We start from the raw sequence: 13348 nt of genomic DNA, 5'->3' as shown, positions 1-13348 counted from the left end.
CCACCCTCCGCGACACCTGCGAACATCGGTGAGTACGCAGCTGAGGAAGGCCGGTGTCATGCCCATCTCCGCCCTACGATGGCACAGGCGGCGCCGTATGCCGACCGCGCCCGTACGGCTGGCCGCGGCGACGGCCGCGCTGGCGGTCGTCCTCTCCGGCTGCGGCCAGGGCGCGAACGGCGGGGCGCGCGGGGAGACACGGGCGAGTGCGGCGGCGTCGCGTGACGCGGCGGTGCGTACGGCACTCCGCGCGCTGGTGGCGGACGGCGACGCGCCGGGCGCGGCGGTGCTCGTCCGGGACGGGCGCGGAACCCGGTTCACCGCGGCGGGGGCGGCCGATATCCGCACCGGGCGGCCGATCCACCGGAACGACCACTTCCGCGCGGGGAGCCTCACCAAGACCGTCCTCGCGGCGGCCACGCTGCGGCTGGCCGCCCAGGGGCGGCTGCGGCTCGACGACAGCGTCGAGCGCCATCTGCCGGGGCTGGTGCGGGGTCAGGGCAACGACGGGCGGCGCATCACCCTCCGTCAGCTGCTCCGCCACACCAGCGGTCTGTACGACTACACGGCCGACCCGGAGCTGTCCCGGCGGCTGTCCCGGCGGCTGTCCGCCGCCGACACCCGCACCCGCACCCCGGCCTCGCTGGTGCGTACCGCCGTCTCCCACCGCCCGTACTTCCGGCCCGGGTCCGGCTGGCGCTACTCCAACACCAACTACGTCCTGCTGGGCATGGTGATCCAGCGGGTCACCGGACGCCCCTACGCCGACGTCTCGCGGCGGCTGGTGCTGCGTCCGCTCGCCCTGGACGCCACGTCCTTCCCCGGCGCCCGCACCACCCTTCCGGCCCCGCACGGCCGCGCGTACGCGGGCGAGGACGGCGCCCGACGGGATGTCACCGACCTCAACCCCTCGGCGGCGGGGGCCGCGGGCGAGATGGTCTCCACCCTCGACGACCTGGCCCGGCTGGTCTCCGCGCTCCAGCGCGGCCGGGTGGTGGACCGCACCGGGCTGCGCACCCTGCGGGACACCTCGGGCTCCCACGGCCGGTACGGCATGGGGCTGTTCCCGGTGCGGCTGCCCTGCGGGGTGACGCTCTGGGGGCACAACGGGGAGATCCCCGGCTCCTACGCGCTGGCGGTCTCCACCGCCGATGGCCGCCGCAGCCTCGCCTACCGCCTCAACAGCGGTGCGCGGCCCTCCCCCGCCGATGAGTCGACCCTGCTCAAGGCCGCGTTCTGCGCGCGCTCCGAGTGACCGGCGGCCGGGCGTTCCACCGCCCGGCCGCGGGACCCACGCGCGCGCCGCGCGCCGCGCTCACAACGGGATGATGTCCGGCGCGCCCAGCCGGGCGGCGTCCGCCGTCAGATCGTCCGGCTGCCGCTGCGACTCGCGTTCGGCCTCCACCCGCTTCTCGTAGTGCTCGACCTCCTTGTCGGTCTGCTCCTGGCCCCAGCCCAGTACCCCGGCCATCAGCTCGGCCACCTCACGCGCGCTGCGCGTACCGCGGTCGAAGGTCTCGATGGAGATGCGGGTGCGGCGGGTGAGCACATCGTCGAGATGGCGGGCGCCCTCGTGGGAGGTGGCGTAGACGGCCTCGGCGCGCAGATAGTCGTCGGCCGCCTGGAGCGGTTCGCCGAGGGTGGGGTCCTGGGCGATCAGCTCCAGCACCTCTTCGGCCAGCGCGCCGTAGCGGTTCAGCAGATGCTCCACCCGGGCCACATGGAGACCGGAGCGCCGGGCGATCCGGGCCCGCGCGTTCCACAGGGCCTTGTAGCCCACGGCCCCGACGAGCGGCACCTCTTCGGTGACGCACGGCCCGACCCGGCGGTCCAGGCCGTGCACCGCCTCGTCCACCGCGTCCTTGGCCATCACCCGGTAGGTGGTGTACTTGCCGCCCGCGACCACCACCATGCCCGGTACGGGGTGGGCCACCGTGTGCTCGCGGGAGAGCTTGCTGGTCGCGTCCGACTCCCCGGCCAGCAGCGGGCGCAGCCCGGCGTAGACCCCCTCCACGTCGTCACGGGTGAGCGGCACCGCGAGCACCTCGTTGACATGCTCCAGCAGATAGTCGATATCGGCGCTGGAGGCGGCCGGATGGGCCTTGTCGAGATCCCAGTCGGTGTCGGTGGTGCCGACGATCCAGTGACGGCCCCAGGGGATGACGAACAGCACGCTCTTCTCGGTGCGCAGGATCAGCCCGCTCGTGGAGTGGATCCGGTCCCGGGGCACCACGAGGTGGATGCCCTTGGACGCGCGGACGTGGAACTGGCCGCGCTCGCCGATCAACGCCTGTGTCTCGTCCGTCCACACCCCGCTGGCGTTCACCACCTGGCGGGCGCGGACCTCGAACTCCCCGCCCTGCTCCAGATCGTGCACCCGGGCGCCGACGACCCGCGCCCCCTCCCGCAGAAAGCCGACCACCCGCGCCCGGTTGGCGACATGGGCGCCGTAGCGGGCGGCGGTACGGACCAGGGCGGTGACGAAGCGCGCGTCGTCCACCTGGGCGTCGTAGTACTGCAACGCCCCGACCAGGGCGTCCTTACGGAGGCAGGGGGCCACCCGCAGCGCCTTGGTGCGGCTCAGATGGCGGTGGACGGGCAGCCCGCGGCCGTGTCCCGAGGAGACGGACATCGCGTCGTAGAGCGCCACCCCCGCCCCCGCGTACAGCCGCTCCCAGCCCCGGTGCTTGAGCGGATAGAGGAACGGCACCGGCTTCACCAGGTGCGGAGCGATCCGCTCCAGCAGCAGTCCGCGCTCCTTCAGCGCCTCTCTGACGAGGGCGAAGTCCAGCATCTCCAGATAGCGCAACCCCCCGTGGACCAGTTTGCTGGACCGGCTGGAGGTGCCCGAGGCCCAGTCACGCGCCTCGACCAGACCGGTTTCCAGGCCGCGGGTCGCGGCGTCCAGCGCGGTGCCCGCGCCGACCACCCCGCTGCCCACGACCAGCACATCCAGCTCACGGTCCGCCATCCGGGCCAACGCCTCGCCGCGCTCGGCCGGTCCCAGTGCCGGTGTCCTCACCGCTGCCTCCCGTTGTGATCGACATCACGTCGCACGTTCAGAGATTTTCCTGGCTTTCTCCTCGCTGTGCCATGGCGCTGCTCCGTCCACTGCCGCAACACCGGACCAACATCACCCACCAATACTGAATACGAGTCATATTTCCGCTTAGTCTGCCTTTGCGCCATCCGGAATCACCTCGGGAAGGACGGCATGCAGTCATGCCCGCAGATCTCGCCGTCATCGGACTCGGCCATCTCGGTCTCCCCCTCGCCCAGGCCGCCACCTCCGCGGCCATCCGCACCGTCGGCTACGACCCCGATCCACGCGTCACCGGCGATCTGCGGGCCGGACGGCTGCCCTCCGGGACCGGTGACGGCCGGCTGTCCGCCGCCGATCTGCGCCGGATGGTCGCCGGCGGCTTCCAGGTCACCGGCGACCCCGCCGAGCTGGGCCGTGTCCGTACCGCCGTGATCTGCGCCCCGACCCCGCCGGGCGAGGACCGGAAGCTCGATCTGTCGGCGGTCGCCGAGGCGGCCCGTACGCTCGCGGCGCGGCTGCGGCCGCACACCACTGTCCTGCTGGAATCCACCGTGTACCCCGGCACCACCGAGGAATTCCTGCGTCCGGTTCTGGAGCAGGGCTCCGGACTGCGGGCCGGACGCGACTTCCACCTCGCCTACTCCCCCTGCCGCCTCGACCCCGGCAACCGCGCCTACGGGCCCGCCAACACCCCCAAGGTGATCGGCGGACTCACCCCCGCCTGCACCGAGGCGGCCGCCGCCTTCTACGGCCGGTTCACCGAGAAGGTGGTGCGCGCCCGCGGCCCCCGCGAGGCCGAGGCCGTGAAGGTCCTGGAGACCAACTACCGCCACGTCAACATCGCCCTGGTGAACGAGATGGCGGTGTACTGCCACGACCTGGGCGTGGACCTGTGGGACGTGGTCCGCTGTGCCGAGACCAAGCCCTTCGGCTTCCAGTCCTTCCGGCCGGGCCCCGGCGTCGGCGGCCATGGGGCGGCCGTCGACCACGACCACATGGCCTACCAGCAGCGCGGCCTCGGCCTGCCGCTGCGGATGGTCGAGCTGGCACAGCAGGTCAACGGGCGGATGCCGCGCTATGTCACCCAGCGGTGCACCGCCCTGCTCAACGAGTACGGCAAGTCCGCGCGCGGTGCGCGCGTGCTGCTCCTGGGCGTCGGCTACAAACCCGATATCGCCGACGAGGAGGGGTCGCCCGCCCGGGAGGTCGCGTCCCGGCTGATGGACCTGGGCGCCGAGATCAGCTACCACGACCCGTACGTACCGCAGTGGCGGGTGCGGGGGCGGCGGGTGGAGCGCGCGGACGCGCTGTACGAGGCCGCCGCCGACGCGGACCTCACCGTGCTGCTGCAACACCACCGGGCGTACGACCTGCAAGGGCTCGCGGTCAAGGCCCAACTGCTGCTGGACACCAGGGGGGCGAGCCCGGCGGGCACCGCCCACCGGCTCTGACGGCGGGGCGGGCCACCGGCTCCGGCCACGGGCGGGCCACCGGAACGGTCCGGCGGCCCGCCCGCCCCCTGGAGCACCCCGGGGTTACGCCACGCCCGGCAGCTCCTCCGTCAGATACCGCTGGACCGTGGCCCCGACCGTCCCCACCACCACCTCCCGGTCGAGCGAGGCCAGCGGCGGTATCTCCAGGACATAGCGGGTGAGGGCCAGCCCGACGAGATGGGAGCCGACCAGCCCGGCCCGTATCTCCGGACGCCGCCCGCCCGCCACCTCGGCCACCCGGCCCAGCACCTCACGGGCGAGGAAACCGCGCACGGTCCGCGCGGACGGCGGATGGGAGACCGCCGAGCGCAGCAGCGACAGCAGCTTGTCGCGGGTGGGCTCCTCCTCCCATAACCGCAGGAAGGCACGGACCAGCCGTTCCCCCAGCCCCTCCACCCCGCCGTCCAGGACCGGGCCGAGCAGCAGCTCCGGGCGCAGCGCGTCCCGCATACAGGCGGCGAACAGCCCCTCCTTGGAGACGAAGAAGTGGTGGACCAGCGCGGCGTCGACCCCCGCGGCCTTGGCGATCGACCGCACCGAGGCGCCGTCGAAGCCGCCCTCCGCGAACATCTCCTGGGCCACCCCCAGGATGGTGTCGCGGCTCTCCGTCGCGCCTGGTCTCCGGCCGGTGCGCTTGCGGACCTCGATAGTCATGGCGGCAACCTCCACGGCTTCACGGCTTTCACGGCTCATTGCTGCTGTTCACGGCAGTCACGCCGGACGACGCAGATGACGGCATGCGGCGTGTCGGAAACCGCCCCACTGTACGGCGCTGACCGCATACCGCCAGGGGGCCTGAGGCCCGGCCGTGGTTCACCGCCCGCGCACCCGGCCGTGGTTCACCGCCCGCGCGCGCGGCGCAGCCGGACCGTGGCGGCCAGCACGATCAGCAGCACCCCGCCGCCGACGAACGCGATCGCCCCCGAGGGCACCGACCGCACATCCGCGGTGAACATCATCGGCTCGCCCCACGGCCTGCCGTCCGCGGTGGTGTAGAGCCGGGCGGTCAGCCGCACCGGGCCGTTGGCGTACGCGCTCACCCGCACCCGTACCGTCCGGCTCACCGCCCGGGACGCCCGCACCTCCACCGAACGGTCCAGGGTGCTCAGCCGCTCGGGGCGGCTGGAGAACACCCGCAGCTCGACCCCGGTGAGGTCCTGCTGGAGCCCGTTGTCGACGGTGACCGGGATGATGGCCCTGCCCCCGGCCACCACCACCCGCGACTTGGGCACCAGCCGCACCGACTCCGTCGAGGCGGTCAGATAGCGCGCCACGGCCCGCTGGTACGCCCCGGCGCCCGCCGCGTCGCCGCGCCAGGCGGTCGACAGGGAGCGCGCCATCGCGGCCCGTACGGACGCGGCGGTGGCCCGCGCGTCCGACAGCACCTTGGCCAGCGACCGCAGCCGCCGCCGGTCCCGGGCGACCGCCGCGAGCCGGGCGGGCGGCAGCTCCGAGGCGCGCAGCGCGACCGGATAGCCGTCGAAGCTGCCCACCTCCCCCGGCTCCGGCTCGCGCAGGGCCACCTCGAACCGGGCGGGCTCCAGCCAGCCCGCCTTCTGGCCGTCGGCCAGCGACCCCAGCAGCACATCCGCCACCGCGGCGGGCATCCGGCGCGGCGGCACCACCACCAGGTCGCGGTGGGCGTACGGCAGTTCCCGCACGGCCGTCAGGGTCTCGGCGAGCAGCCGCTGCCGCAGCCGCAGCCGGGCCCCCGCCCCGGAGGCGGGTTCGCCGTGGGGGCCCTGGAGGCCCTGGGAGAGGAGGGCGGCGAGCGTGGTGTCGTAGGTCAGCGCGGTCGTCCCGCCGCCGAGCGACACCGCGCCGTCGTCCGTCGCTCCCCCCGCGACCAGCTCGGCCGAGGGACCGGCGGTCCCGCCCGAGGCCAGCACCGTGCCGAGGCCCAGCCGCCGGGTGTACGCGGCGATGGCGCCGTCCACGGCGCCGCCCGCGGGCCAGGCCACATCGGCGCGGGCGCGGGTGTCCAGCGCCCGGTCCAGCACCGTCCGGCCCGCCCTGGACGACCGGCGCAACAGCCCGGCCAGGGCCTCGTCTCCGCCGCGGGCGAGCGAGGCCAGGTCCGGATCCGCGTACGGCAGCGCGATGACATCCCGGCCGTGGACGGCCTTGCGCAGCGCGGCCAGCCAGTCCGCCGCCGCGTCACCGCCCGTACCGGCGGTGGCGTTCTGCGGATCGGTGCCGCCGGGGGTCCTGGCGACCCGGTAGCCGTCGGCCATGGCCTGCGCCTGGACGATGAGGTCGGGGTCGATCACCCAGGTCACCGGCTGGTCCTCGCCCGCCTCGACCAGCCGCCGCAGCCGTCCGCCGGGGCCGAAGGCGGCCTTCAGGGCGTCATCGCGGAACACCGGCAGTACCTGGTCGGTGGTGCGCTGGGTGAGCGCCTCCATATGCGGCACATCGGTGATAGGCCACAGCACGGTGGTGCGCAGCGGCTCCATTTCGGTGCCGTCGGGGTAGGCGCACACATGATCACGGGTCAGTCCGAGGACGGTGCCGTCCTCTCGGGCGACGTCGACGGTCAGCGCGAACGCCCCGGGCCCGTCCAGGCCCAGGTCCGGTACGTCCACGGTGAGCCGGAAGCGGTGGGTGGCGCCGGGCGCGAGCGCGGCGACGCCGGCGTCACGGCCCGGCACCGGGGGGCCGTCGGCGCGGCCCAGGGAGGTGCGTACGGCCACGGCGGCGAGCCCGCCGCGGGTGTCGATGGCGCCCCGCTTCCCGATCCGGACCTCGAGGCGGCTGGCGCCGATCCGGCGGCCGGAGGTGTTGGTGACGGTTCCGCCGATGACCAGTTGCCCGCCCTGCCGCACCACCGAGGGGTTCAGCGACTTCAGTTCGACGGAGGTGGGGTACGACGTCCGGCTGACGGACCGTGGCCGGGTGGGCCGATCAGGGGCGTTGCCGGGGCCGTACGCGGACGGCGGGTGGGCGGTGGGGCGCGCTGTACGCGGGGCGGCGGGCAGGGCCGCGGCGGAGGGCAGCACGCAGGGCAGGACGGCGGTGATCGTGGTCAGGACGGCGAGGGTCAGGACGACCGCCCGCCTGTGTGCCCCGCGCACGACTGCCGTCACGTCGACGCCCGCACCTCCCGTCCGCCCGCGCCGCTCGGGACGCGGTGCCACCAGCCCACCACGGGCACCGCACCGCCGCACGCCCGGACACCCCGGCCGGGGGGCGGCCGTGGGGACCGCGTGCCGAGACGCGGCCGTACGGAGGCGGGGGCACCCCGGTGGACGGGGCACCCCGGCGGACAGGGCGCCCGGGGCCGGACGGCGGACGGGGCGCCCGGGCCCGGCGGCCGAGCGAGCGTCCGGGGGCCGGTGGTGGCCGGGTCGCCCGGGGCCCTTCCGCGCCGTCGGGCCGTCAGACCCGGACGGTGTCGAGGCGGCGGGGGCGGGCGTGCATCGCGGTCCGCAGGGACTCGAAGTCCTCGACACAGCGGCCGGTGCCGATGGCCACACAGTCCAGCGGGTCATCGGCCACCAGCACCGGGATGTCCAACTCACGGCCCAGCCGGACGTCCAGCCCGCGCAGCAGCGCACCGCCGCCGGTCAGCACGATGCCGCGGTCCATGATGTCGCCCGCCAGCTCCGGCGGGGTCTCGTCCAGCGTGGAGCGGACCGCGGCCACGATGCTGTCCACCGGTTCGCCCAGCGCGTGCCGCACCTCCTCCGCGGTCAGTTCGAGCACCTTGGGCAGTCCGGTGACCTGGTCTCGGCCCCGGATGGTGCAGCGGTCCGGCGGCAACAGCGCCTGGGTGTCCTCCGGATCGCCGCTGTCACCCTCGAGGACGACCTCCACGTTCCGCTCCGACTGCCGGACGGGGACACCGAGCCGCGGTGTCGAGAGCGAACCGCCCGCCGCCGCCGAGCCGATGCTCACCTTGATCTCCTCGGCGGTCCGTTCACCGATCGCGAGCGCGTAGTGCTTCTTCACATACGCGCTGATCGCGGTGTCCATCGCATCGCCCGCCACCCGCACCGAACGGGCGGTGACGATGCCGCCCAGCGAGACGACCGCGACCTCGGTCGTACCGCCGCCGACGTCCACCACCATGCAGCCGGTCGGTTCGCTCACCGGCAGCCCCGCGCCGATCGCCGCCGCGATCGGCTCCTCGACCAGGTGCACTTGACGGGCCCCGGCCTGGGTGGCGGCCTCCATCACCGCGCGCCGCTCGACGCCGGTGATACCGGAGGGCACACAGACCACCACGCGGGGGCGGGCGAGACGACGGCTGCCCGTGACCTTCTTGATGAAGTACCTGAGCATCCGCTCCGCGATCTCGAAATCGGCGATCACGCCATCGCGCAGCGGTCGGACGGCGACGATGTTCGTCGGGGTCCGCCCCATGGTCTCCTTCGCCGCCGAACCCACCGACAGCACATTGCCGTCGACCGTGTTGACGGCCACGACCGACGGCTCGTTGAGCACGATTCCCTTGCCCCGGACGTACACCAGCGTGTTCGCGGTGCCCAGGTCGATGCCCATGTCTCGTCCTGTGAACGACTTGTTCTGCGCCATAAGTTGACATTATTGCTTATGCCGGATTCTGTCCTCCCCCCGGTGTCATGCGCACTTCCGGGCGGAGCCACCGCTGCTACCTTGCCGTCATGATCGCGTCCGCTTCCTCCGCCGCCGCCCGGGCACGACCCGGCCGCGGCCGCGCGCGGGCGTCGCGGCCGGACCGCTCGGCGCGCCGGTCTTCGCGGAGGCACAGGGCAAAATCGGCCATGGCGGCCAGGAGGTCGGCTACGGGGTCCTGGGCACCGGGCTGTTGACCGGCGGCCGCACTCGGCGGACTGGGCGGCCGGACGCCGTCGCTCGCCCCGATCGGCATACCGCCTGCCCTGGTCGGCGTCTTCTTCACGCAACTGATCGGTATCGCGGCACAGATGGGGGGACCAGACTTCCCGGGCCACCGCGGATACCCTGGTCGACCACTTCGACCGGGTGGCCGAATACCGGCGCGAAGAGGTCCCGGGCCGGAGCGAGATCACGTTCTACGCCCTGGCGGGGGGCCGGAAGTTATCTCGTAGCGAAACGGATCACCGAATAGCACCGGGGATATCCACATATGACGGGGCACCGTGTCTCCGTCCGGTCCCAGCCATGTCACGGACGCCGGACACGACTTGTCCCGTTGTCATGCCCTGCTGTTAATTTAATGGCGCGAACCATTCGTCCGCGTTCCCAGCTCACTGCACCGCAGCTCAGGGCTGTCCCCGGAACGCGGGTTTCCGCCTTCATCCCCGGGGGATCTCCATGAGCCAGAACTGGCAGCAGCCACAGCAGCCGCACCAGCCCCAGCAGCCACAGCAGCCCGCCGGATACGGCTACCCGCAGCAGCAGCCGCCGGCGCCGCAGTACGGCGCTCCGCAGCCGCAGTTCGGCGGCGGCTTCCCGCCGCCCGCACCGCAGGGCAGCCAGGGCAACGCGCTCCTCGCCGTCGGTGCCGCCGTTGTCGCCGCGCTCGTGGGCGCCTTCCTCTACGCGTTCCTGCTGAGCGCGATGGCGGACACGGACGGCGCGGAGCCGAAGGTGACGCAGTTCGCCTACGCCGGTGTCGCGCTCGGCGGTCTGATCGGCTTCGTCATCGCCAAGCTCGGCGGCCGCAACCCGGGTCTGTGGGTCGTCGGCGCGGTGCTCGCACTGGCCGCCGTGTTCATCGGTGAGCTCTTCGGCTACGCCATGATCACGGCCGACCTGCTGGACAAGGTGCCGGCCTCGCAGTTGCAGGCAGCCGGGATCGAGCACACGTCCGCAATGGAGATCTTCTTCAACCACCTCACCGAGCCCCTGGCGCCGGGCGCTTCGGGCACCGGCCTGATCGACGCGTGGAAGGAAGACTCGGACGCGCTGACCTACATCTTCATGGCGCTCGCCCCGATCGCCGCCGTCGGCTCCGCCTACCGTCTCAGCAACCGCTGACGCCCACGGCACACCGAGCACACGGGAAGGCCCCGACCGCACCGCGGTCGGGGCCTTCCCCATGCTGGGGAGCCGCTGGAAACCTCAGGGCTTGTCGTGCTGTGACGGCGCGACCGTGACCTCGACCCGCTGGAACTCCTTGAGCTCCGAGTAACCGGTGGTGGCCATCGCCCGGCGCAGCGCTCCGAAGAAGTTCATCGAACCGTCCGGGGTGTGCGAGGGACCGAGCAGGATCTCCTCGGTGGTGCCCACCGCGCCCAGATTCATCCGCTTTCCGCGCGGCACCTCGTCATGGACGGCCTCCATGCCCCAGTGGTGGCCACGGCCGGGCGCGTCGGTGGCGCGGGCCAGCGGCGAGCCCATCATCACGGAGTCCGCACCGCAGGCGATGGCCTTCGGCAGATCTCCGCTCCAGCCCACACCGCCGTCGGCGATCACATGCACATAGCGGCCGCCGGACTCGTCCATATAGTCCCGGCGGGCGGCGGCGACATCGGCCACCGCGGTGGCCATCGGCACCTGGATGCCCAGCACATTGCGGGTGGTGTGGGCGGCGCCGCCGCCGAAGCCGACCAGCACACCGGCCGCGCCGGTGCGCATCAGATGCAGCGCGGCGGTGTAGGTGGCACAGCCGCCCACGATCACCGGCACATCGAGCTCATAGATGAACTGCTTGAGGTTCAGCGGCTCGGCGGCGCCCGACACATGCTCGGCGGAGACCGTCGTACCGCGGATCACGAAGATGTCGACCCCGGCGTCCACCACGGCCTTGGAGAACTGCGCGGTGCGCTGCGGCGACAGGGCGGCGGCGGTCACCACGCCCGCGTCACGCACCTCCTTGAGGCGCTGGCCGATCAGCTCTTCCTTGATCGGCTCGGCGTAGATCTCCTGCAAGCGGCGGGTGGCGGCGCGCTCGTCCAGCTCGGCGATCTCCGCAAGCAGCGGCTCGGGATCCTCGTAACGGGTCCACAGTCCCTCGAGATTGAGGACGCCCAGACCGCCCAGCTCACCGATGCGGATCGCGGTCCGCGGGGAGACCACCGAGTCCATCGGGGCGGCGAGGAACGGCAGCTCGAAGCGGTAGGCGTCGATCTGCCAGGCGATCGAGACCTCCTTGGGGTCCCGGGTACGACGACTGGGCACAACGGCGATGTCGTCGAACGCGTACGCCCTGCGGCCGCGCTTACCGCGCCCGATCTCGATCTCAGTCACGTGGGTGCCTTTCGCTGCCTGAATCTGCCGTACCAGTATCCCTGTCCCCCGCACGGGCCCCATGGCCCGGGGTCGCGCGGGGGCGGGGCGGTCAACGGCCGGAGTAGTTCGGCGCCTCGGTGGTCATCTGGATGTCGTGCGGGTGGCTCTCCTTGAGACCGGCCGCGGTGATCCGCACGAAGCGGCCCTTCTCCTTCAGCTCCGCCACATCGGCCGAGCCGACATAGCCCATGGACGCCCGCAGACCGCCCACCAGCTGATGGGCGACGGAGCCCAGCGGGCCGCGGTAGGGCACCTGGCCCTCGATGCCCTCGGGGACCAGCTTGTCCTCGGAGAGGACATTGTCCTGGAAGTAGCGGTCCTTGGAGTAGGAACGGCCCCGGCCGCGCGACTGCATCGCGCCCAGCGAGCCCATGCCCCGGTAGGACTTGAACTGCTTGCCGTTGATGAAGACCATCTCGCCCGGCGACTCCTCGCACCCGGCCAGCAGGCTGCCCAGCATCACCGTGTCGGCACCGGCCGCGATGGCCTTGGCGATATCACCGGAGAACTGGAGCCCGCCGTCACCGATCAGCGGCACACCCGCCGCGTGGCAGGCCCGCGCCGCCTCGTAGATCGCGGTCACCTGGGGCACACCGATCCCCGCGACCACGCGGGTGGTGCAGATGGAGCCCGGGCCGACGCCGACCTTCACTCCGTCCACCCCGGCGTCGATCAGCGCCTGGGCGCCGTCCCGGGTGGCGACATTGCCGCCCACCACATCGACCGCGACATTGGACTTCACCTTGGCGATCATGTCGAGGATGCCCCGGCTGTGGCCATGCGCGCTGTCCACCACCAGGAAGTCGGCCCCGGCCTCGACCAGCGCCTGGGCCCGGTCGTACGCCTCGTCGCCGACGCCCACGGCCGCGCCCACGACCAGCCGGCCCTCGGCGTCCTTGGCCGCGTTCGGATACTTCTCGGCCTTGACGAAGTCCTTGACGGTGATCAGGCCCTTGAGCGCCCCGGCGTCGTCGACCAGCGGCAGCTTCTCGATCTTGTGGCGGCGCAGCAGCTGCATCGCGTCCTCGCCGGAGATCCCCACCTTGCCGGTGACCAGCGGCATCGGGGTCATCACCTCGCGGACCTGACGGCCGCGGTCCACCTCGAAGGCCATGTCCCGGTTGGTGACGATGCCGAGCAGCTTGCCCGCCGCGTCCGTCACCGGGACACCGCTGATGCGGAACTTCGCGCACAGCGCGTCCGCCTCGTGGAGCGTGGCGTCCGGGCGGACGGTGATCGGGTCGGTCACCATGCCGGACTCGGAACGCTTGACCAGGTCCACCTGGTTCGCCTGGTCCTCGATGGACAGATTGCGGTGCAGCACGCCCGCGCCGCCCTGCCGGGCCATGGCGATGGCCATCCGGGACTCGGTGACCTTGTCCATCGCGGCGGACAGCAGCGGGATGTTCACCCGGACGTGCCGCGAGACCCTGGACGAGGTGTCGACCGCGTTCGGCAGCACCTCGGAGGCGCCCGGCAGCAGCAGCACGTCGTCGTACGTCAGCCCGAGCATCGCGAACTTCTCAGGCACTCCGTCGACGTTGTCAGTCATGACACCCTTCCAATGGTCTTGCCCCAGCGCGGACTCCCATGCTAACGGCCTTCCCGGGTGCCC

9 protein-coding genes are annotated in these 13348 nt (G+C 72.7%); 3 read left to right on the top strand and 6 right to left on the bottom strand.

The genetic code is table 11. The annotated features are described in order from the left end of the window. Nucleotides 1–97 precede the first annotated feature (97 nt). Nucleotides 98–1255, top strand: coding sequence for a serine hydrolase domain-containing protein (locus AB0C66_RS01235; RefSeq protein ID WP_362431267.1), 1158 nt, complete (start codon nt 98–100; stop codon nt 1253–1255). Between the two features lie 60 nt (nt 1256–1315). Here AB0C66_RS01235 and AB0C66_RS01230 read toward each other — a convergent pair whose 3' ends face one another. Beyond that, on the bottom strand, nt 1316–3022 hold the full coding sequence (locus tag AB0C66_RS01230; protein ID WP_362431265.1) for a glycerol-3-phosphate dehydrogenase/oxidase: 1707 nt from the start codon (nt 3020–3022) through the stop codon (nt 1316–1318). A gap of 200 nt (nt 3023–3222) precedes the next feature. On the opposite strand from AB0C66_RS01230, the gene AB0C66_RS01225 reads away from it, so the two are divergent. After that, entirely contained in the window at nt 3223–4494 is a 1272-nt protein-coding gene (locus AB0C66_RS01225) for a nucleotide sugar dehydrogenase (RefSeq protein WP_362431263.1), read from the top strand. A gap of 84 nt (nt 4495–4578) precedes the next feature. Here AB0C66_RS01225 and AB0C66_RS01220 read toward each other — a convergent pair whose 3' ends face one another. The 3 genes from AB0C66_RS01220 to AB0C66_RS01210 all read right to left on the bottom strand — a co-directional run bounded on the left by AB0C66_RS01220 (nt 4579) and on the right by AB0C66_RS01210 (nt 9072). Next, the gene (locus AB0C66_RS01220) at nt 4579–5190 is read right to left on the bottom strand and encodes a TetR family transcriptional regulator (RefSeq protein WP_362431261.1); all 612 of its coding nucleotides are present in this window, start codon (nt 5188–5190) and stop codon (nt 4579–4581) included. Between the two features lie 185 nt (nt 5191–5375). Beyond that, nucleotides 5376–7622 (bottom strand): DUF6049 family protein, encoded by a 2247-nt coding sequence (locus AB0C66_RS01215; RefSeq protein ID WP_362431259.1) that lies wholly within the window; start codon nt 7620–7622, stop codon nt 5376–5378. Nucleotides 7623–7914: 292 nt separating this feature from the next. Beyond that, the gene (locus tag AB0C66_RS01210; protein ID WP_362431256.1) at nt 7915–9072 is read right to left on the bottom strand and encodes a rod shape-determining protein; all 1158 of its coding nucleotides are present in this window, start codon (nt 9070–9072) and stop codon (nt 7915–7917) included. A gap of 741 nt (nt 9073–9813) precedes the next feature. Here AB0C66_RS01210 and AB0C66_RS01205 point away from each other — a divergent pair. Beyond that, nucleotides 9814–10479, top strand: coding sequence for a hypothetical protein (locus AB0C66_RS01205; protein WP_362431254.1), 666 nt, complete (start codon nt 9814–9816; stop codon nt 10477–10479). Between the two features lie 84 nt (nt 10480–10563). Here AB0C66_RS01205 and AB0C66_RS01200 read toward each other — a convergent pair whose 3' ends face one another. Both AB0C66_RS01200 and guaB read right to left on the bottom strand, forming a co-directional pair. Then, nucleotides 10564–11691, bottom strand: a complete 1128-nt coding sequence (locus AB0C66_RS01200; protein ID WP_362431252.1) for a GuaB3 family IMP dehydrogenase-related protein — start codon at nt 11689–11691, stop codon at nt 10564–10566. 91 nt (nt 11692–11782) lie between these two features. Continuing rightward, nucleotides 11783–13285, bottom strand: coding sequence for an IMP dehydrogenase (gene guaB / locus AB0C66_RS01195; protein ID WP_362431250.1), 1503 nt, complete (start codon nt 13283–13285; stop codon nt 11783–11785). Between the last annotated feature and the right edge of the window lie 63 nt (nt 13286–13348).

This window comes from Streptomyces sp. NPDC048636 (genome assembly GCF_040650655.1).
Classification (GTDB): Bacteria; Actinomycetota; Actinomycetes; order Streptomycetales; family Streptomycetaceae; genus Streptomyces.
The sequence above is the reverse complement of the archived record's forward strand: the minus strand, read 5'-3'. Positions and strand labels throughout refer to the sequence as shown.

Excerpts from the sequence above, each read along its gene's own strand:
- AB0C66_RS01235 (WP_362431267.1), top strand. The coding sequence starts at position 98 with ATGCCGACCGCGCCCGTACGGCTGGCCGCGGCGACGGCCGCGCTGGCG.
- AB0C66_RS01225 (WP_362431263.1), top strand. The coding sequence starts at position 3,223 with ATGCCCGCAGATCTCGCCGTCATCGGACTCGGCCATCTCGGTCTCCCC.
- AB0C66_RS01220 (WP_362431261.1), bottom strand. The coding sequence starts at position 5,190 with ATGACTATCGAGGTCCGCAAGCGCACCGGCCGGAGACCAGGCGCGACG.
- AB0C66_RS01210 (WP_362431256.1), bottom strand. The coding sequence starts at position 9,072 with ATGGCGCAGAACAAGTCGTTCACAGGACGAGACATGGGCATCGACCTG.
- AB0C66_RS01205 (WP_362431254.1), top strand. The coding sequence starts at position 9,814 with ATGAGCCAGAACTGGCAGCAGCCACAGCAGCCGCACCAGCCCCAGCAG.
- guaB (WP_362431250.1), bottom strand. The coding sequence starts at position 13,285 with ATGACTGACAACGTCGACGGAGTGCCTGAGAAGTTCGCGATGCTCGGG.